Below are 17,076 nucleotides of genomic sequence, written 5' to 3' on the forward strand. Positions count from 1 at the left end.
GTTCGGGCTCAACTGCCCCGATAGTAGGAATAGCCCCAGGGCGTGAACAGCACCGGCAGATGGTAGCGCTGGCGCGGGTCGCGGATCTGGAAGCGGATCGGCACGAGGTCCAGGAAGCTCGGGCTCGGGAGCGCAACGCCGAGGGCCGCGAAATACGCCCCGACATGCAGCAGCAGCTCGTAGCGGCCGACCTGCAGCCCATCGTCGACCAGGAGCGGATCGGCCGGGCGGCCGTTGGCCTGTGTGGTGACCGTCTTGATCGGCCGGTAGGCATCGGCCTCGCGGATCGACAGGTCGCAGACGAGGCCTGCGCCCGGAGTGCCGTGGGCATTGTCGATCGCGTGCAGAGTCAACCGCGGACCGAGCCCGGCCTGCGAGGTCGGAGTGACGGCGAGGGCCCCGGGCGGAGCGCCGGCGCCGCCTGGCCCCGCCTGGGCCAGCGTGCCGCCTGCGCTCGCTGCGGCAGCCGCCCCGCCGAGGCCGAACTCGGCGAGGCTCCGGCGAGTCAGACCGAGAGGATCCACGCCGGGCTCCCATTCGTTCCGGAGCCGGGAGCGCGCTTCGGCCCCGCAGGACGGCGAAGCCGGAGTGAAACGGATCTCGGCCTCATTCCGCCCTGCCCTCGCCGATCGACACCCGCATGCCGCAGGGTCTTGCAAAGGCCGAGCCAGCCGTCGAGGGCCTGACGCGTCTCGGGATCGGCGACCGGGGGACGTTAGGCCTCGTCGGCCTTCCTGCGGTTGCGCTCCTTGCGCAATTCCCGCTCGGCCAGCAGCCAGAACTCGATCTCGAATCCCTCGGGCCGGTGGTTGCGCTCCCACAATTCGTAGGCGCGCTCCCGGATCTCCTCGAACGGGATCGCATCCGGCGCGGTCCTGTCCTCGGACCGATTCGAGGGCGGACGCGGACCACTCCCCGGAGCGACGGGCTCCGGGGACGACCGTAGGTCGGGTTCGGATTCCGACGCCGTCGTCTTCATCAGGAGGCCGGCCTGTCGAGATAGGCGGCGACGCTGGTGATCCGGCTCCCCACCATGGTCACGGCCTTGCGCAGCCGCTCCTCGCTGACGCCGAAGCGCTGCGCCCACTCTTCGCGCATGACCCGGTCGAAGATGTCGATATGCGTCTTGCCTCTGAACTCGGTGGACATGGTTCGCACACTCTGGATGGGCGCTCAGCCGTGGTCGGGCCGGGCTGTCTGGAGGGACAACCGGAATGGGCGTGATCGGTTGCCAGGGCTCGTCTGATCGGGGGGCTGCGCAGCCCCGAATGACCCGGTGATTTACGGGGCCGCCGCCTGCATCGCGGACGTCATGAGAAAGACTTTGGGAAGGCGTCGTAGTTTTTGGAAAATCTTTCTTCAATCTTGTAACCCGGCCCTGTCCTGAAACCGGCGGCGCTCGGCCGACGCCTCTCCCGCCTCCACCGCCACGCAGGCAAACGGCGACGGGGGGGCCTCGACGCCGCGCCAGCGGGCATAGGCCCAGGGGCGGTACCAGGCGGCGGCCGGCGGCAGTCGGTCCGGCACCAGATCGATGCCGTGCGTGCCGAACGGGCCGCAGCGGCAGATCCGCGAAAAGCCCATCCAGGCCCCCGGCCAGAGCCCGTGCCGGGTGATGGCCTGGTCGGCGTATTCCGAGCAGCTCGGCCAGTGCCGGCATTGGCGGCCGATCAGGCCCGACAGGGTGAGCTGGTAGGTCCGGATCGCCCAATGCGCGGCACGGCGGACCATCGCGGCTACGCGGCGGCCTGACGCTTCGAAGCAATCTGGTCGAGGGCGTCGACCACCGCGTCGAAGGTCAGCAGCGTCGAGGCGTGGCGCGCCTTGAAGTCCCGCACCGGCTCCAGGACCGCGAGTTCCGCCCAGGCGCCGCCGGGGGCCGGACCGTTCTCCTTCAGCATCGCCCGCATGGTCTCGCGGACGCCGCGCAGCTCCGCCTCGGTGGCGCCGATCACGTGCCGGCCCATCAGCGACGAGGAGGCCTGCCCGAGCGCGCAGGCCCGGACATCCTGGGCGAAATCGGCCACCCGGCCGTCCTCGCCGAGGACGAGATCGACCGTCACGGTCGAGCCGCACAGGCGGGAATGCGCGGTGGCGCTGGCATCGGGCCGGTCCAGGCGTCCCAGCCGCGGGATATCGGCGGCCAGTTCGAGGATGCGGCGGTTGTAGATGTCGTCGAGCATCGGATCCTCGGCCGGGTACGTCATCCGATCGGACCTTCGGCCCATCGGGATTCTGACGCGCGGGGTGTGCATTGCGTGTTGCCGTGCGAACAATGATATAGGCCGCAAGCGGTCGCTTCGCGAGGAGGCTGCCGATCGACCAGGGTCGCGCCCACGGCCAAGGTAGTTTCCAAGGCTATTCCACCCCGGGGCGCCGGCGCGAAACCGTTCCGGGCCCGGGATCTGTCCTCCAAGCCCGACGCGATCCGACGATGTATGCCAAGCCTGACAGCACCACGATGAAGTCCCGTGTGGCGCGGGCCGGAGATGCCATGGATGCCGCGCTTAAATCCCTGTCCTATCCGGTCGATGGACATGACGTGTCTCGGAACGGAGCCGGCGGCCAGGATCCGGGTCAAGGTCTGACAGGTATGCGCAACGACAACCGACCGGTCGATGACGGCCGCCCCGCTGCGGTCGAACGCGCGCCGGAGCCCGCCTCCGCCACCCGCGTGCCCGACGGCATCGAGACCGGCCGCCCGAGCCGCGCCGAGGCCGAGGCCGCCGTGCGTACCCTCCTGCGCTGGGCCGGCGACGACCCGAACCGCGAGGGCCTGCGCGACACCCCGGCGCGGGTCACCAAGGCCTTCGGGCAGCTGTTCGGCGGCTACGAGATGGATGCCGAGGCCCTGCTGGCCCGCGTCTTCGAGGAGGTCGAGGGCTATTCGGACATCGTGCTGGTGCGCGACATCCCGTTCTACTCCCATTGCGAACACCACATGGTGCCGTTCATGGGGCTCGCCCACATCGCCTATTATCCGACCCGTGGCGTGGTCGGGCTCTCGAAGCTCGCCCGGGTGGTCGATACCTTCGCGCGCCGCCTGCAGACGCAGGAAACCATGACCGCCCAGGTCGCCGACGTGATCGAGAGCATCCTCAAGCCCCGCGGCGTCGCCGTGATGGTGGAGGCCGAGCATCTCTGCATGGCGATGCGCGGCGTGCAGAAGGCCGGCGTCTCGACGATCACCAGCCAGTTCCGCGGCGTGTTCAAGGACGACGCCAGCGAGCAGGTGCGCTTCCTCACCCTAGTGCGCGGCGGCACGAAGTAGCCGCAGGCGGGATGGCCCGACCAGGCCGCACCGTCACGCGACTTTCATCGATCAGGCTGCACCCGATAGCCTCGACTCAAGCTCAACCGGACTTACGTCTGCCGCCATGACCGCAAGCGATAGCGCTTTCGATCCCCCCGGCACCCGGGCCGAGGTCGAGGAAGGCACGAGCCTGACCCCGCGCTTCGACCGGGACGGGCTGGTCGCCTGCATCGCGGTCGACGCCCATGACGGGCGCGTGCTGATGCTGGCCCACATGAACGCCGAATCGCTGGCGCGGACCATCGCCACCGGGGAGGCCTGGTACTGGTCGCGATCCCGGCAGGAACTCTGGCACAAGGGCGCGACCAGCGGGCAGATCCAGCGCGTCGTCGAGATGCGGGTCGATTGCGACCAGGACGCGCTGCTGATCCGCGTCGAGGTCGGCGGCGACGGCGGCTGCTGCCACACCGGCCGCCGGGCCTGCTTCTACCGCCGCGTCGTCCGCGGGGTGGATGGCGCCGTCACCCTGGAGGCCTCCGGGGCATGAGCGCGTCCCTTGCCCTGCAATGGCAAGCGTGTCCGGCCGTCCCGTATTTTCTCCCCGGCACCGTCGAGCCGATCCGGCCCCTGCCGAGCGCGGGTCCCCGGATCGGCCTGGCGCTGGGCGGCGGCTCGGCCCGGGGCTGGGCCCATATCGGGGTGATCCGCGCCCTGGAGGAAGGCGGCATCCATCCCACCGTGGTCGCGGGCTGCTCGATCGGCGCCGTGGTCGGCGCCTGCTACGCCGCGGGGCGCCTCGACCGGCTGGAGAGCTTCGCACGGGAACTCACCCGGCGCCGGGTAGTCCGGCTGATCGATCCGCGCTTTCCGGGCTCCGGGCTGATCGCCGGCAACCGCCTGCGTCAGCGTCTGTTCGCCGATCTCGGCACGCGCCGGATCGAGAGCCTGCCGATCCGCTTCGGCTGCGTCGCCACCGAGTACGGCAGCGGCCTGGAGGTAAGCCTCACCGAGGGCCCGACCGTCGAGGCGGTGCGGGCCTCCTACGCGATCCCCGGCCTGTTCCCGCCGGTGACCCACGAGGGGCGCGTGCTGATGGACGGGACCCTGGTCAACCCGGTGCCGGTGGCACTGGCCCGTTCGCTGGGAGCCGATCTGGTGATCTGCGTGAACCTCAACGGCGATACCGGCGGCCCGGTGGTGCACGAGGTGCCGACCCCGGCCCCGCGCCGCAGCTTCCTCCAGGTGATCCGCGAGCGCCTGCCCGGCTTCGAGCCGCAGGAGCCCGAGATCCCGGTCCCGGGCATCGCCCGAGTGGTGCTCGGCGCCTTCAACATCACCCAGGACCGGATCTCCCGGGCGCGGCTGGAGCGCGACCCGCCGGACATCGCCATCGGGCCGGACGTCGCCGGCTTCGGCCTGTTCGATTTCCACAAGGCCGCCGAGGGGATTGATATCGGCTACCGGGCGGCCCGGGCGGCCCTGCCGCGGATCCGCGCCGTCGTGAACGGCGCGGCCGCGCGGGCATAGACGTAGCCGCCAGCGGCTGCGTGCCGGGATCGTCACGCGGTTGTCGCGGCCGGTTGCGATGGGCCCTCATCGACCTAGAGGGCTTCCAATGTACACGAGCCGCCGCCAGATCCTCCTGTCCGGAGGCGCCAGCCTCGTCGGGATGGCCACCGGCCTGGCCCGTCCGAGCCTGAGCCGGGCCGCGGACCGGCCGCTCCTCAGCCACGGACTCCAGTCCGGCGATGTCGGCACCGATTCGGCGGTGGTCTGGGCGCGCTCGGACCGGCCGGCCCGGGCGATCATCGAGTGGGCGACCACCGAGAGCTTTTCCGAGATCCGCGGCGGCGTCTTCGCCGACGCCCTGCCCGAGAGCGACGGCACCGTGAAAGTGGCGCTGACCGGGCTGCCACCGGGTCAGGACGTGTTCTACCGGGTCCGGCTCCAGGACGTCGCCGCGCCGACCATCGTCGGGCCCGCGCAGGTCGGGCGGTTCCGCACCGCGCCGGCGGACAAGCGCTCGGTCTCATTCTGCTGGTCAGGCGACACGGTCGGCCAGGGCTGGGGCATCGACGAGGCCCGCGGCGGCATGACGATCTATTCCGCGATCCTCAGGAACCGGCCGGACTTCTTCATCCATTCCGGCGACACGATCTATGCCGACGGGCCGATCCAGGCCGAGGTGAAGCTCCCGGATGGCAGCCTGTGGCGCAACCGCGTCACCGAGGAGGTCTCGAAGCCGGCCGAGTCGCTCACCGAGTTCCGCGGTCGCCACAAGTACAACCTCACCGACCGGAACGTGCTGGCGATGAACGCCGCCGTGCCGATCCTGGCCCAATGGGACGACCACGAGGTCACCAACAACTGGTGGCCGGGCGAGCCGCTCACCCGGGCCGAGCACCTGAAGAAGAAATACGCCGACCCGAACGTGCTCGCGCTGCAGCTGCGCGCGGCCCGGGCGTTTCACGAATACATGCCGATGCGCTTCGAGCCGGCCGAGCCCGGCCGGGTCTACCGTAAGATCGCCTACGGCCCCCTGGTCGACGTGTTCATGCTCGACATGCGCTCCTACCGGGGGCCGAACGGCGAGAACCGGCAGAAAGAATATGGCCCCGACGCGTATTTCCTCGGGCCGCAGCAGATCGCCTGGCTGAAGCGGGCGCTCACCGAATCGCGCGCGACCTGGAAGGTGATCGCCGCCGACATGCCCCTCGGCCTCGTGGTGACCTACGACGTCGACCGCGACTTCGGCTCGGAGGCGGTGGCGCAGGGCGATGGGCCGCCCCTCGGGCGCGAGCTGGAGATCGCCGACCTGCTGCGCTTCATCAAGCAGGCCAAGATCCGCAACACGGTCTGGCTGACGGCGGACGTGCACTACACGGCCGCCCACTACTACGACCCCAACAAGGCGCAGTTCCAGGATTTCGACCCGTTCTGGGAGTTCGTCTCGGGCCCGCTGCATGCGGGCACCTTCGGGCCCAACGCACTCGACAACACGTTCGGCCCGCAGCTGCGCTACGTGAAGGCGCCCGACAAGGGCCAGGTGAACCTGTCCCCGGCCGCCGGCTACCAGTTCTTCGGCCACGTCGCGGTGGACGGCGCCACCGAGCAGATGACCGTGACCCTCAAGGACGCGGCCGATACCGACCTGTGGCAAGTCACCCTCGACCCCGCGAAGGCGTGAGGGCGCGCGCGCCGGCCGGACACACGGCCGGCGCAGGGCCTACGCCATGGTGATGTAGTCGCGCAGGGCCTGATGCTCGGCCACCACGGTGGCGATGCGGCGCGCCACCACGTCGCCGATCGAGATCAGGCCGATGAGGCGGCCGTCCTCGCAGACCGGGACGTGGCGGAAGCGCCCTTCGGTCATCAGGCCCATCACCTCCTCGATGGTGCTGCTGCGGCCGCAGGTCGTGACCTGGGTGGTCATGTGGTCCGAGACCGGCGCGTCGAAGGTCGCGCCGCCGTGGCGGGCCAGCGCCCGCATGATGTCGCGCTCGGAGATGATCCCGGCCACCGACCCGTCGGGATGGGCGACCACGAGCGCGCCGATCCGCTTCTCGGCCAGGATCTGGATCACCTCCTCGAGGGTCTTGTCGGGGCTCACGGTGACGACGGAGCTGCCCTTCTCGGCGAGGATGCGTGCGACGGTCATGGCTCTCTCCCTGTGACGCGGTGCGTGCGCCGTCAGCCGCGGCGCCTTCGTTACGCTGTCGTCCGGGTAGGCCCCGGCTCGTTCACATTATGGCGAGTGTGTGACCGAACCGCCGCGTTGGCAAGGTGCTAGCTCCGCACCGTCTCGCGCCGATCCAGGAGCGGGAACAACAGGAAGCCCGCGATGAAACCCCCGAGATGCGCGTCCCAGGCAATGGCGGCGTTCTCGCCCACCAGCGGCACGCTCACGAAACCGAACAGCAGGTTGGTCGCGAGCCAGATCGCCAGGAAGGCCACCGCGGTCCGGTTGCGCAGAAGTTCCGGAATCGTCTCGGCGGGGCGGTGCGGCGGCACTTGCCAGGCCGGGCCGGTGTAGCCGGAGGCGGGCGGCTGGAACACGAACCGCGCGGCCGCCGCCATCAGGGCCGAGATCCCCGCGGAGGCGCCGACCAGCGGCCCCGCGCTCAACGGGTCGATCAGCACGTGCAGCGCGCCGCCGGCCACCGTCCCGGCCAGCGCGATCAGGCCGTAGCGCCAGGCGCCGCAACGCCGGGCCACCGGCGACCCGAAGGCGGCGAGCCACACGCTGTTGAAGATCACGTGCATCCAGGAGCCGTGCAGCAGTGCGTAGGTCCCGAACGTCCAGGGCTGCAGCGCGTGCTCTGAGGCGATGTATCGGGCGAACGCCTCGCGGGCGGCCTCCATGTCCGGGTCGCCGAGTCCGGCCGCCGCCTGGATCACGTCGGCGGCCTTCCCGGGATCGAACCACAATGTCCAGCGGGCCGGCACCAGGGCGAGGTCGAGGACGACCTGAATGTCGAGGGTGTCCGGCAGCAGGAACTCGCGCACCGCCTGGATCGCCATCAGCAATCCGATCGAGAGCGTCACCACCCCCGGCATGTTGAACACGGGCACGCGGCTCTGGCGCGGGAATTCGGGGGAGGCATCCATCTCGGCACCATGTCGGGGCCAAGGGGGATCGGGCAAGTCCCGGCGGCGTATTGAAGCTTTTTCAGGTGGTGTTTGGGTGCCGCCGCTCTGTGAGGGTGTCTGAACATCGCTCCGAGCCCGGCACCGGCAGGACCGCTCCGGGCACCCGGACCCGCGCCAATCTCGATCCCAAAAACGTCCCGCGCCGGGCGGCACGGCGTATGCGCTCTGAGCCCGAGATCGCCCCGGATCTCCGGCCCGTCCCCCGCGGATGTGCCAAACCGATCCGGGGACGGACAACAGGCGTATCGATCCGGGACTCCGATGAAACATCCCACGAGCCGCATGCTCCATGCCTATTGGGAGCGCCTGCGCGGTGAGCGCGCCGCGCCCGAGCGCGCCGAGATCGAGCCGGGCGAGATCCGGCATCTGCTGGCCGACAGCCTGATCCTAGAGCTCGACATGGCCGAGCGCTCGGCCACGGTCCGGCTCGCCGGCACCCGGGTCTGCGCCCTCTACGGCCGGGAGCTGAAGGGCGCGACCTTCGCCAGCCTGTGGGGCTCGGAGGCGCCCGACCCGTGGCGCATCGTCGACATCGTGGCGAGCGACACTCTGGGCGTGGTTGCGGGCCTGCGCGGCCAGAACTCCGCCGGCGAGGCGGTGGATCTCGAATTGCTGCTCCTGCCCCTGCGCCATCGCGGGCGCATGCAGGTGCGGGCGCTCGGGACCCTGAGCCTCGGGAGCACGCCGCATTGGATCGGCCTGCGCCCGCTGGTGCAGGCGGAGACCACCTCCCTGCGCATCCTGCCCGGCCGCAGGATGGAGGCCGCCCCGCCGGCGCGGCCGGCGATCCGGGGGCCCGCCGGCTTCCCCGGCCCGGTGCGCCGGGGGCACCTTCTCGTCCATGCCGGCGGGCGGGCCTGAAACCGGGAGACGAAATCTGAATTCGAAATATTCAACCAAAATTTTGTAGGGCAATATCACGTGTTATCGACACCAATAGATGCATTCACCGTCCAATCGGGTCTAGACGACCAAACACGAAAGAAAAATCTACGCCGCGGCGGATATTGCTGAAGCGGGAAAAAGGCTTTCGTAACAGTCCGGCTCTAGCTTGCGAAAACGATTGTCGCGGCGCGGAGCCCATTTCGGAATGATCGCGGTCGACGCCACCGCTGGAACGGATGTGAGCCGCGCGGTCAGCTGCGGGCGCAACGCCGCCGACCAGCGCCGTCACCAGCGCGTCCGGGTCGCCGTACTCGGCCGCTACATGCTGGCCGACCGCCGGGAATATCCCTGCCAGACCGTGGACATGTCGCCGGGCGGCGTCCGCCTGACCTGCGCGGTGGTGGGCGCGGTCGGCGAGCGCGTGGTGCTCTACCTGGAGCATATCGGGCGGATCGAGGGCGTCATCGCGCGCCACAGCGAGGGTGGCTTCGCGGTCCAGCTCAACGCCACGCCGCGCAAGCGCGACAAGATCGCGTCCCAGCTGACCTGGCTCGCCAACCGCGAGATCCTGGGCCTGCCCGAAGGACGCTCCCACGAGCGTCTGGTGCCGACCCAGACGGCGGTGACCCTGCGGGTCGAGAGCGGGCGGGAAATCCAGGCCCGGCTGATCGACATCTCGATGTCGGGCGTGGCCATCTCCAGTTCGGCGACGCTGCCCCTCGGAGCGGCCGTGACGGTGGGCAATACGCCGGGGCGCCTGGTCCGCTACTTCGAGGGCGGCTTCGGCGTGCAGTTCCTGCTGCCGCTCTCCCCCGACCGCTTCCATGCCGGGATGACGTTGTAGGCCCCTTCGAGCTGCGTCTCAGATCTTCTTCGCCAACTGGGCCGCGGTCTCCTCGGCCGGGCGCGAGACATCCAGGGCGCCCAGGAAGCGGTTCTGCGCGTCCATCACGTAGACGATCGCGGTGTGCTCCATGGTGTAGTCCCCGTCCTTGCCGGGCACCTTGCGGGCATAGGCCCGGTACGCTTTCTCGGTGGCGACGACCTGCTCGGGGCTGCCGGTGAGGCCGGTGATGCGCGGATCGAAGCTCGACAGATAGGTCTTCAGGCTCGCCGGGTCGTCGCGCTCGGGATCCACGGTGACGAAGGCGACCCGCATGCGCGCGGCCTTGGGCCCGAGGGCCGCGAGCACGTCCGAGACCTGCTGCAGCGTCGTCGGGCACACGTCCGGGCAATGGGTGAAGCCGAAGAACACCAGATGCGGCGCCCCGGCGAAATCGCGCTCGGTGACGGTCCGCCCGTCCTGGTCGACCAGCGTGAACGGGCCGCCGACCCCCGGCACGCCCACCGGCGCCCGGTCCGGCATGAACGCGAACACCGCCGCCCCGGTCAGGCCGACGAGGCCGAGGCAGAAGGCGAGGAGTGGGATCAGGGCGCGGCGCATCTTCTCGGACTCCGACCTCCGTGCAGCGGCTGGCACAGCATGGAACCGCGCACGAAGGCAAGTCGGCGCTGGAGCGTCGCCCAAAGCATCCGGCCCGGGATGACGCCCCAGGCCATTGATGAGCCTTTTCTTTTTTCGAAAGCCGGCGGCCGCCTGTCGGGATGATGCTCTATGTCGCCGGCCTGTCCCCGGTCGGGAATCAGGGCTTGGCGGCTGGCTCGCCGGCGGGCGGGGCGGACGCGGCGCCCTTCGGCGGCTCCTTGCCGAGGTAGATGTATTCCGGCGCGGCCTTGAGCTGATCCTTGGTCGTGTCGATGCGGGCCTGGAGCGTCTTGTCGTCGGTCCGGTCGAGCTTCAGCACCGACGGGTCGACGGCCACGTATTTGGAGCCGATCCCCAGGAAGCCGCCGACGCCGATGATCCAGGCCTTCACGCTGCCCTTCTGGTCGAGGACGAAATCGGCGATCTGCCCGATCGTGTCGTTGGCCGCGTTGGTGACGCTGGCACCGATCAGCTTGCTGGCGACCATGTCATCGGGCGTCTGGGCTACGAAGGTCGGGCGCAGGTTGTCGGCCATGGTGGCCGGCTGGCCGGGGGCCGGCGCCGCGGGGGCATTCGGCGGCGGGCTGGCAGTCTGCGCCGCGGCGGCTGCGAGGCCGGCCAGCAGGAGGGCCGAGGCGAGGAGCGGAGTGCGCATCGGGTCAGGACTTTCGGACGGAGGGCCGCGAACGAGGGTGGCGCCGCTCTAAGGCTCTGGCGCAGCGTAAGTTCCGCCGATTCTCACCGCGTCCCGTGGATTGCGCGCCCCTTTGCCGGCTGCGCGTCCCTGGCCCGGGTCTCGACGGCCGCCGGTACCGCCGCCGCAAGCGTCGCGTTCATGCGCGCCGAGAGCCAGTCCACGAAGCGGCTCGCCCGCTCGTCCCGGTCGATCGGCTGTGCCGAGAGGGCGACGTATTGCGTGCCGTCCGGCCAGAAGCCGTGAGGACTGCACAGGCGCCCGGCCGCCACATCCCGCTCGACCATGTGGATCGATGCCAGGGCGACGCCCTGCCCGGCCAGGGTCGCCTCGATCGCCAGGTAGAAATGCTCGTAGGTCCTGTCCGAGGTGCAGGTGATCGCCGGGCGGTTCAGGCGTTTCCAGGCCGCCCAGGCATCGGGTCGGCTGCGGGTGTGGAGCGCCGGAAGTGGGAATCGGCCCGTCTCCGCCTCGAACCGGGCGAGCGCCTCGGGCGCGCAGACCGGCCCCATCGCCTCGTCGCAGAGCACCCGGGCATGGAGCGTGCTGTCGATCGGAAAATCGTTCCGGCGGATGGCGAGGTCGACAGGGTCGCGCCGGACATCGATACGCCCGCCGGCCGCCAGCACCCGCACCTCGATCCCGGTGGCGTGCTGGAACGCGCCGAGGCTCGGGATCAGGAATTTCAGGCACAGGGTCGGCTCGCAGGACACGACCAGCGGCTGCTCGGAGCCCTGGGTGCGGAACTCGGCGAGGGCGTCTTCCAGATCGCCGAAGATGCTCCGGAGCCGGGCGGCCAGGGCACGGCCCCGCTCCGTCAGGAACACGCCCCGGTTCCTACGGACGAACAGCGCCTCGCCGAGATCCGCTTCGAGGTTCTTGATCTGCTTGCTGACGGCGCCGTGGGTGACGTGAAGCTCATCCGCGGCCCGGGTCAGGCTCCCGTGCCGGGCGGCCGATTCGAACACCCGCAGCGCGCCGAGCTGCGGCAGGCGTTCGCGAATGGGGTCCGGCGCATCCATAAAGTGAGTTTTCCTCACGCTTCGCGGTGAGAGCAACTCGATTTTTTCGTCCGCCCGCCTGTGCTTCCATGCGCTGGACCGCAGCGATCCGAAGGCCGCGGTCTCATTCCGACACCCGCGACACCGCGCACCGGCGCGTCGGCGACGACGCGCGCCTGGGTTCGCGAGCCTTGAGGAATCCGCCATGGAACAGGCCGCCCTGATCGTTCCCGTCGTCTGGCTGGCCGTGCTGAGCCCCGGCGCCGATTTCGCCATGGTGTCGCGCAACAGCTGCCTGTACGGCCGGCAGGCGGGCTTGGCGGTCAGCACCGGGATCGCGATCGCGTGCTGGTTCCACGTCGCCTACGCGATCGTCGGGCTCGCGCTCATCGAGCGCACGATCCCCCACGCCTTCGGCCTCATCAGGATCCTGGGTGCCGCGTACCTGATCTGCATGGGCGTCTCGATGGTCCTGCGCCGCCGGACGGCCGAGCCGGATGCAGCCGGGCCTCCCGCCGCTTTCAGCGCGCGCGGCGTCGTCACCGGCCTGCTCACCAACGGGCTCAACCCCAAGACCTCGATCTTCGTGATCAGCATCTACAGTCAGGCTTTGGGCCCGGACGCCGCGCTGCAACGGCAGATCGCCTGGGGCCTGTTCATATCGCTGTCCCACCTGGCGTGGTTCGCCCTGGTCTCGTCGTACCTCTCGAAGCCGGGCGCCCGCGCTTTCGTCCTGCGCCGCCAGATCCTGTTCAACCGCGTGATCGGCGTCATCCTCACGCTGTTCGGAACGATGCTCCTATCCATCAACCAGCCGGGCGGCATGCCGTAGCCCGGATCGGGAGCGGGGCGCTTTGACGGCGCGGCGCCGGCCGATCACAAGCCTGGCCCCATGCTGCGCCTCGTCCTCTACCAACCCGACATCCCCCAGAACACCGGCACGATGCTGCGGATGGCCGCCTGCCTCGGGATCGCGGTCGAGATCGTGGAGCCGGCGGGCTTCGACGTCTCGGACCGGCACCTGCGCCGCTCGGGCCTCGACTATCTCGACCACGTGGCGATCACCCGGCACCGCTCGTTCTCGGCCTTCGAGGCGTGGCGGGCCGAGGCCGGCCTGCGGCTGGTGCTGGCCACCACGGCGGGCGCCCTGCCCCACACGGACTTCGCGTTCCGCCCGGACGATTGCGTGATGGTCGGGCGCGAATCGGCCGGCGTGCCCGACGCCGTCCACGCGGTATCCGATGCCCGGGTGGTGGTGCCGATCCGGCCCGGAATGCGCTCGCTGAACGTGGCGGTCGCGGCCGCGATGATCACCGGCGAGGCCCTGCGGCAGACCGGTGGATTCTCACCGGATCGCGGCCCGGCGGCTTGAGCGCGGCCGGTCTCCGAATGGACGCAGGGCACGAGCCGCGTGCTTGCCCTTCGCCGGATGCGGCGCGGGAGATCGTGCGCCCGCGCCCCCGGGCGCAGCGCCGCCATCCCTACTTCGCGGGCGCGCCCTGCACGATGCCGGCCAGGGACGCCGTCGCTTCGTCGCCGCTCGCGGCCTGCGGCACGGCGTCCGAGGCGGCCTGCGCTTCCTCGTCCGCCAGCCGCCGACGCTCCTCCGCGTAGCCCCCCGCAATCGCCATGTCGACGAGGCGCCGGGTCAGCCGGAAGGCCAGCCAGAACAGGACGAGGCAGACGGCAGTCGCGGCGGCAGCCTTGAGCGGGTCCACGGGACTCCTCGAACAATCTCCCCTATGTCGGGGGCGCCCCTCTTAGGGCCGCCCCCGATCGCGTTGCAATCGGACTTGGCTCCGAGGCCGTCTCCGGAGACGGATTTCACACCGCGCCGAACCGGGCCCGTTCCGGCGGCGGGCGCTCACGATCAGGCAGGTGCCGTTGCGCGAGACCTTCCATATCGAAGTCCTCGGCCCCGAGGCGGACGAGGTCCAGACGCGGATCTCGGTGCGCGTCGGCAGCCTGGAGACCGCCCAGGAGCGGGCGTTGCGCCTGTTCGCCCGCGCCCGGGTGCCGCAGCGCTCCGGCGAGCCGGCCCAAGCGGTGCGGGTGATCGACGGCGCCGGCCGCGAGGTGTTCTTTCGCAGCCGCTTCGACGCGGCGGATTGAGGGGCGAATGCGCGCCACGCTGATCCTGCCCGGGCTCGTCCTGCTGAGCTGCGGCCTGTTCCTGCGCAGCTACACCCTGGCGCCCGCCCCGGACCGGCGCGGCGGCACGACGCTTCAGCTGACCTGGCCGAACCGTCCGGTGTTCGGAAGCCCGCGGGCCGACTGCCTCGGCACGCCCGCGGACGAGCCGGTCGTCCCCTGCCTGATCGCCTCGGTCGGCCGGGCGCGGAGCGACGGCATTCCGGTGATCCAGCTCCCGTTCTGCGCGACCTGCTACGCCCTGTCCGAGCGGATCGCCCGCTTCGGCCGAGACGAGGCGGCGACGCAGGCGCGGCTCACGCAGATCGCTCGCTTCGGCTGGTGAGGCGTGCCCGCGCCACGCGCTCGCGGGCACGCTCCAGGGTCCGGGCCACCGGAAACAGCGTGTCGCGCCCGGCCTCGACCAGCAGGTGGGCGATCGGGCGCCGCTCCGTCCAGAAGGTGGAGCCGAGGGCGAAATCCGGTGGGGCGCACGAATCGATCCGGTCGATGCCCTCCCCGGCCAGCACCGCCTCGGTCAGGCGGTGGACGAGTTGCACCCCGGGGGCGGCCTCCGGGTCGGCCTCGTCATGGGCGATCTTGAGCACCCAGGCCTCGGCGCCGGTGGTCGGCAGGATCGCGGAGGCCAGGATTCGGCCCTCCCGACGCAGCCGCGCGACGCGCACGCGCCCCTCGGATCCGAGATCAGCCAGCACGGCGCGCAGGAACGCGACCTCGTCGAGCCGCTGCCCCAAGCCAGTGCCTGCGCGGCCCTTCCAGCCCGCAGCCTCCAGGGCGACGTGGTCGTCCAGGGCGCCATCGAGTGCTCCGGGCGCGTCCAAGATCTCCAGCACGACCGGCCCCGCGGCCTCCAGGCGCTGGCGAGCGAGGCGCAGCTTGCGCCGCCGCTTGCCGGAGAGATGGTCGAGATAAGTTTTCCGCGATTGCATCGACCGGCCGGTCACGTCGAGCAATCCGCGTTCATGCGGCCAGTAGGCCGCCTGCCGCACCCCGTGCGCGGCCAGCAGATCGGCAAAAGCACCGTCCGCGGGCGCGTTCGGCAGGAGCAGCCGCGGTGGCAGGCCCAGCGCCCGGGGCGCAGTGAGCAGGCCGGCGAGCGCGGCCTCCGGGTCGGCACCGTCGAGGAGCGGGGCGCCGAACGGGCCGTAGCCGTGGGTCCAGCCCATCAGGACCGGCAGCGGCAGGCCCCAGCGGCGCCACGACGTCCGGAACGGCCAGGCGGCCAGGAGCCGCGCGCCCGGCGCCTCGGGGGGCCGATCGGCGACGATCAGGAGCCGCATGCCTGCGCCGAAGGGTTTTTGGGCCGCGAGCGCGTAGCCGGCCTCGTAGAACGGATTGCGGACCAGGGCCTGCGCGCCGAGCGCCCGCCAGGCCGGGATCCAGGGTGCAGCGGGGTCGAGGGGCCGAACCGCAGCCGTCAGGCCGTTGGGGAGGGTCACGGCGTCCCGCATGGCGCGCCCGTCAGGCCGCGAGCCGGTGGCGGATCGCGCCGGCGAAGCCGAGCACGTCGTAGCGCCACGCGGTCGCCCCCGCCCCGACCACCAGCAGGACCAGCCGCAGGATCTGACCGGGAGGCATCAGGCCCCCCGGGACCAGGCCGATCCCGGCGGTGACCGCGCCGCAGACCAGGGCGGCGGCCGTGATCCCCATCACGTCGGCGAGCGGCAGCGGCATCGTGGTGCCGGCCCGGTAGGCGCCGAGCACCAGCACCAGGCAGGCCGCCGCCTGCCCGCCCGCGAAGGCGAGCGCCGCCCCAGCGGCGCCGAACCTCGGGATCAGCAGCAGGGAGAGCGCGGCCACCACCGCCAGGGTGGCGAAAGCCGCCCACGCCTCCAGCCGGCTGGTGCGGGTGAAGTAGATCACCTGCCCGAAATAATAGGCCCGGAACATCATCAGGATGCTGGCCAGGATCAGCACCGGGGCGAGTTCGCGCGCTTCCGCGCGGTAATCCGGCCCGAGCAGCACCGCGACCACGAGGTCGTCGAAGCACAGGAAGAACACCGCCCCGAAGGCGGCGATCAGGGTCATGGCCCGGGCGGCGTCGCTCAGCACCCCGGAGGCCGCCGCGATGCCGCCGACCCGCGCCTCGCGCTTGGCGATGGAGATCAGCGACAGGGCGATCGCCTCGCCGAACACGATGAAGCTCTGCTTCAGGAAGTCGGCGAGCGCCCCGTAGGCGCCGAGCCCCGCGGGCCCAACGGTCTTGGCGATGATCAGCCGGTCGAGGCTCTGGGCGAGCGCCGCCGTCCCGAAGGACAGCACCAGCGGCCAGCCATAGGCGAACAGCCGCAGCGCCTCGGCGCGGCTGCCGCGGCCGGGCATCATCGGGGCGATGGTGATCGCGGCCGGCAGCGCCGCCAGGGCGTTGGCGGCGGCCACGGCAAACGCGAGGTGCAGGGGATCGGCCGACAGGTGCAGCGCCAGGCTGCCCAGCCCGAGGATCAGCACGGCCCGGCTCATCACCGAGGCCGCCACCGCCCCGGCCTTCAGGCGGGTGCGGGCGATCTCAGTGGAGCCCTCGAACAGGGTCGTGCCGAAGGCGAGCGCCAGGATCGCCGCCGCCATAGGGGCCGAGACCAGCCCGAGTCCGGCCGCGAGCGCGCTGCCGAGGCCGGCGAGCAGCAGCGTGCCGGCGAGGATCCGCACCACGGTGCCGACCTGTGCCGGCTCGCGGGCCTCGTCGTAGAGGGCGAAGAACGCGAATTTCGGCCACTGGCAGGTCGCCCCGTAGAGCACCAGCGCCCAGGACAGGACGTAGAGATAGGTGCCGTAGCTCTCCACCGGCGCGAGCCGGGTGAACACCGCCACGGAGGCCATGTTCAGGGCGGCGGCGAAGCCGCGCGAGCCGACATAGATCAGACTGTGCCGGGCAATCATGTCCTACGCATCATGCGCCATACCGGTCGCTACTTCGGCGACAACCCTTATGCGGGCGCAAGCGTTAGAGCATCGTCTC

At 70.9% G+C, this 17,076-nt stretch carries 23 protein-coding genes; 10 read left to right on the forward strand and 13 right to left on the reverse strand.

Features of this window, described 5'->3' with window-relative positions:
* Positions 1-8: 8 nt before the first annotated feature.
* The 5 genes from uraH to MKL09_RS07330 form a co-directional block, all read right to left on the reverse strand.
* The gene (gene uraH, locus MKL09_RS07310) at positions 9-524 is read right to left on the reverse strand and encodes a hydroxyisourate hydrolase (RefSeq protein WP_244019209.1); all 516 of its coding nucleotides are present in this window, start codon (positions 522-524) and stop codon (positions 9-11) included.
* Positions 525-715: 191 nt separating this feature from the next.
* Complete coding sequence (locus tag MKL09_RS31940) at positions 716-979, reverse strand: DUF2934 domain-containing protein (protein WP_279605724.1); 264 nt, start codon at positions 977-979, stop codon at positions 716-718.
* Positions 979-1,149, reverse strand: a complete 171-nt coding sequence (locus tag MKL09_RS07320; RefSeq protein ID WP_244019211.1) for a DUF3606 domain-containing protein — start codon at positions 1,147-1,149, stop codon at positions 979-981. Before MKL09_RS07320 ends, MKL09_RS31940 begins: the two co-directional genes overlap by 1 nt.
* A gap of 210 nt (positions 1,150-1,359) precedes the next feature.
* On the reverse strand, positions 1,360-1,731 hold the full coding sequence (gene yidD, locus MKL09_RS07325; protein ID WP_244019213.1) for a membrane protein insertion efficiency factor YidD: 372 nt from the start codon (positions 1,729-1,731) through the stop codon (positions 1,360-1,362).
* A 5-nt stretch (positions 1,732-1,736) separates the two neighbouring features.
* Positions 1,737-2,183 carry an iron-sulfur cluster assembly scaffold protein gene (locus MKL09_RS07330; protein ID WP_244019321.1) on the reverse strand — a complete coding sequence of 149 codons (447 nt, stop codon included), beginning with the start codon at positions 2,181-2,183 and terminating at the stop codon, positions 1,737-1,739.
* Between the two features lie 251 nt (positions 2,184-2,434).
* On the opposite strand from MKL09_RS07330, the gene folE reads away from it, so the two are divergent.
* The 4 genes from folE to MKL09_RS07350 all read left to right on the forward strand — a co-directional run bounded on the left by folE (position 2,435) and on the right by MKL09_RS07350 (position 6,440).
* Positions 2,435-3,271, forward strand: coding sequence for a GTP cyclohydrolase I FolE (gene folE / locus MKL09_RS07335; RefSeq protein WP_244019215.1), 837 nt, complete (start codon positions 2,435-2,437; stop codon positions 3,269-3,271).
* A 106-nt stretch (positions 3,272-3,377) separates the two neighbouring features.
* Positions 3,378-3,800 carry a phosphoribosyl-AMP cyclohydrolase gene (gene hisI / locus MKL09_RS07340; RefSeq protein ID WP_244019217.1) on the forward strand — a complete coding sequence of 141 codons (423 nt, stop codon included), beginning with the start codon at positions 3,378-3,380 and terminating at the stop codon, positions 3,798-3,800.
* Positions 3,797-4,780 (forward strand): patatin-like phospholipase family protein, encoded by a 984-nt coding sequence (locus MKL09_RS07345; RefSeq protein ID WP_244019218.1) that lies wholly within the window; start codon positions 3,797-3,799, stop codon positions 4,778-4,780. The genes hisI and MKL09_RS07345 overlap by 4 nt, the downstream gene beginning before the upstream one ends.
* 88 nt (positions 4,781-4,868) lie before the next feature.
* Entirely contained in the window at positions 4,869-6,440 is a 1,572-nt protein-coding gene (locus tag MKL09_RS07350) for an alkaline phosphatase D family protein (RefSeq protein WP_244019219.1), read from the forward strand.
* Positions 6,441-6,479: 39 nt separating this feature from the next.
* On the opposite strand, the gene MKL09_RS07355 is transcribed toward MKL09_RS07350, so the two are convergent.
* A complete protein-coding gene (locus MKL09_RS07355; protein ID WP_244019220.1) occupies positions 6,480-6,911 on the reverse strand; it encodes a CBS domain-containing protein in 432 nt (143 codons plus the stop codon).
* Positions 6,912-7,039: 128 nt separating this feature from the next.
* Positions 7,040-7,861: a rhomboid family intramembrane serine protease gene (locus MKL09_RS07360; protein ID WP_244019221.1), complete on the reverse strand. Its 822-nt coding sequence runs from the start codon at positions 7,859-7,861 to the stop codon at positions 7,040-7,042.
* A gap of 303 nt (positions 7,862-8,164) precedes the next feature.
* Here MKL09_RS07360 and MKL09_RS07365 point away from each other — a divergent pair, with 303 nt between their 5' ends.
* Both MKL09_RS07365 and MKL09_RS07370 read left to right on the forward strand, forming a co-directional pair.
* Entirely contained in the window at positions 8,165-8,764 is a 600-nt protein-coding gene (locus MKL09_RS07365; RefSeq protein ID WP_244019222.1) for a PAS domain-containing protein, read from the forward strand.
* Between the two features lie 229 nt (positions 8,765-8,993).
* Positions 8,994-9,632 (forward strand): PilZ domain-containing protein, encoded by a 639-nt coding sequence (locus MKL09_RS07370; protein ID WP_244019223.1) that lies wholly within the window; start codon positions 8,994-8,996, stop codon positions 9,630-9,632.
* Between the two features lie 18 nt (positions 9,633-9,650).
* On the opposite strand, the gene MKL09_RS07375 is transcribed toward MKL09_RS07370, so the two are convergent.
* The 3 genes from MKL09_RS07375 to MKL09_RS07385 form a co-directional block, all read right to left on the reverse strand.
* Positions 9,651-10,232, reverse strand: a complete 582-nt coding sequence (locus MKL09_RS07375; RefSeq protein WP_244019224.1) for an SCO family protein — start codon at positions 10,230-10,232, stop codon at positions 9,651-9,653.
* Positions 10,233-10,431: 199 nt separating this feature from the next.
* Complete coding sequence (locus MKL09_RS07380; protein ID WP_244019225.1) at positions 10,432-10,929, reverse strand: PRC-barrel domain-containing protein; 498 nt, start codon at positions 10,927-10,929, stop codon at positions 10,432-10,434.
* Between the two features lie 83 nt (positions 10,930-11,012).
* A complete protein-coding gene (locus tag MKL09_RS07385) occupies positions 11,013-11,990 on the reverse strand; it encodes a LysR family transcriptional regulator (RefSeq protein ID WP_244019227.1) in 978 nt (325 codons plus the stop codon).
* Positions 11,991-12,174: 184 nt separating this feature from the next.
* Between MKL09_RS07385 and MKL09_RS07390 the strand changes: the two genes are divergently transcribed.
* A complete protein-coding gene (locus MKL09_RS07390; protein ID WP_244019228.1) occupies positions 12,175-12,801 on the forward strand; it encodes a LysE family translocator in 627 nt (208 codons plus the stop codon).
* Between the two features lie 60 nt (positions 12,802-12,861).
* On the forward strand, positions 12,862-13,341 hold the full coding sequence (locus tag MKL09_RS07395; RefSeq protein WP_244019229.1) for a tRNA (cytidine(34)-2'-O)-methyltransferase: 480 nt from the start codon (positions 12,862-12,864) through the stop codon (positions 13,339-13,341).
* A gap of 109 nt (positions 13,342-13,450) precedes the next feature.
* Here MKL09_RS07395 and MKL09_RS07400 read toward each other — a convergent pair whose 3' ends face one another.
* Positions 13,451-13,687, reverse strand: a complete 237-nt coding sequence (locus MKL09_RS07400; protein ID WP_244019230.1) for a hypothetical protein — start codon at positions 13,685-13,687, stop codon at positions 13,451-13,453.
* Between the two features lie 166 nt (positions 13,688-13,853).
* Between MKL09_RS07400 and MKL09_RS07405 the strand changes: the two genes are divergently transcribed.
* Positions 13,854-14,081: a hypothetical protein gene (locus tag MKL09_RS07405; RefSeq protein WP_058191603.1), complete on the forward strand. Its 228-nt coding sequence runs from the start codon at positions 13,854-13,856 to the stop codon at positions 14,079-14,081.
* A gap of 7 nt (positions 14,082-14,088) precedes the next feature.
* On the forward strand, positions 14,089-14,445 hold the full coding sequence (locus MKL09_RS07410) for a hypothetical protein (protein WP_244019231.1): 357 nt from the start codon (positions 14,089-14,091) through the stop codon (positions 14,443-14,445).
* Here the strand turns inward: MKL09_RS07410 and MKL09_RS07415 are convergent.
* The gene (locus MKL09_RS07415; protein WP_244019232.1) at positions 14,417-15,571 is read right to left on the reverse strand and encodes a GNAT family N-acetyltransferase; all 1,155 of its coding nucleotides are present in this window, start codon (positions 15,569-15,571) and stop codon (positions 14,417-14,419) included. The genes MKL09_RS07410 and MKL09_RS07415 overlap by 29 nt on opposite strands.
* A 10-nt stretch (positions 15,572-15,581) precedes the next feature.
* Positions 15,582-16,997, reverse strand: coding sequence for a lipopolysaccharide biosynthesis protein (locus MKL09_RS07420; RefSeq protein ID WP_244019233.1), 1,416 nt, complete (start codon positions 16,995-16,997; stop codon positions 15,582-15,584).
* Positions 16,998-17,076 lie beyond the last annotated feature (79 nt).

The sequence above is a fragment of the Methylobacterium sp. J-048 genome, assembly GCF_022829515.1.
Classification (GTDB): Bacteria; Pseudomonadota; Alphaproteobacteria; order Rhizobiales; family Beijerinckiaceae; genus Methylobacterium.

Excerpts from the sequence above, each read along its gene's own strand:
- MKL09_RS07385 (WP_244019227.1), bottom strand. The coding sequence starts at position 11,990 with ATGGATGCGCCGGACCCCATTCGCGAACGCCTGCCGCAGCTCGGCGCG.
- MKL09_RS07330 (WP_244019321.1), bottom strand. The coding sequence starts at position 2,183 with ATGCTCGACGACATCTACAACCGCCGCATCCTCGAACTGGCCGCCGAT.
- MKL09_RS07320 (WP_244019211.1), bottom strand. The coding sequence starts at position 1,149 with ATGTCCACCGAGTTCAGAGGCAAGACGCATATCGACATCTTCGACCGG.
- MKL09_RS07365 (WP_244019222.1), top strand. The coding sequence starts at position 8,165 with ATGAAACATCCCACGAGCCGCATGCTCCATGCCTATTGGGAGCGCCTG.
- MKL09_RS07345 (WP_244019218.1), top strand. The coding sequence starts at position 3,797 with ATGAGCGCGTCCCTTGCCCTGCAATGGCAAGCGTGTCCGGCCGTCCCG.
- MKL09_RS31940 (WP_279605724.1), bottom strand. The coding sequence starts at position 979 with ATGAAGACGACGGCGTCGGAATCCGAACCCGACCTACGGTCGTCCCCG.
- folE (WP_244019215.1), top strand. The coding sequence starts at position 2,435 with ATGTATGCCAAGCCTGACAGCACCACGATGAAGTCCCGTGTGGCGCGG.
- MKL09_RS07390 (WP_244019228.1), top strand. The coding sequence starts at position 12,175 with ATGGAACAGGCCGCCCTGATCGTTCCCGTCGTCTGGCTGGCCGTGCTG.
- hisI (WP_244019217.1), top strand. The coding sequence starts at position 3,378 with ATGACCGCAAGCGATAGCGCTTTCGATCCCCCCGGCACCCGGGCCGAG.
- MKL09_RS07395 (WP_244019229.1), top strand. The coding sequence starts at position 12,862 with ATGCTGCGCCTCGTCCTCTACCAACCCGACATCCCCCAGAACACCGGC.
- MKL09_RS07420 (WP_244019233.1), bottom strand. The coding sequence starts at position 16,997 with ATGATTGCCCGGCACAGTCTGATCTATGTCGGCTCGCGCGGCTTCGCC.
- MKL09_RS07415 (WP_244019232.1), bottom strand. The coding sequence starts at position 15,571 with ATGCGGGACGCCGTGACCCTCCCCAACGGCCTGACGGCTGCGGTTCGG.
- MKL09_RS07350 (WP_244019219.1), top strand. The coding sequence starts at position 4,869 with ATGTACACGAGCCGCCGCCAGATCCTCCTGTCCGGAGGCGCCAGCCTC.
- yidD (WP_244019213.1), bottom strand. The coding sequence starts at position 1,731 with ATGGTCCGCCGTGCCGCGCATTGGGCGATCCGGACCTACCAGCTCACC.
- MKL09_RS07360 (WP_244019221.1), bottom strand. The coding sequence starts at position 7,861 with ATGGATGCCTCCCCCGAATTCCCGCGCCAGAGCCGCGTGCCCGTGTTC.
- MKL09_RS07375 (WP_244019224.1), bottom strand. The coding sequence starts at position 10,232 with ATGCGCCGCGCCCTGATCCCACTCCTCGCCTTCTGCCTCGGCCTCGTC.
- MKL09_RS07410 (WP_244019231.1), top strand. The coding sequence starts at position 14,089 with ATGCGCGCCACGCTGATCCTGCCCGGGCTCGTCCTGCTGAGCTGCGGC.
- MKL09_RS07380 (WP_244019225.1), bottom strand. The coding sequence starts at position 10,929 with ATGCGCACTCCGCTCCTCGCCTCGGCCCTCCTGCTGGCCGGCCTCGCA.
- MKL09_RS07355 (WP_244019220.1), bottom strand. The coding sequence starts at position 6,911 with ATGACCGTCGCACGCATCCTCGCCGAGAAGGGCAGCTCCGTCGTCACC.
- MKL09_RS07370 (WP_244019223.1), top strand. The coding sequence starts at position 8,994 with ATGATCGCGGTCGACGCCACCGCTGGAACGGATGTGAGCCGCGCGGTC.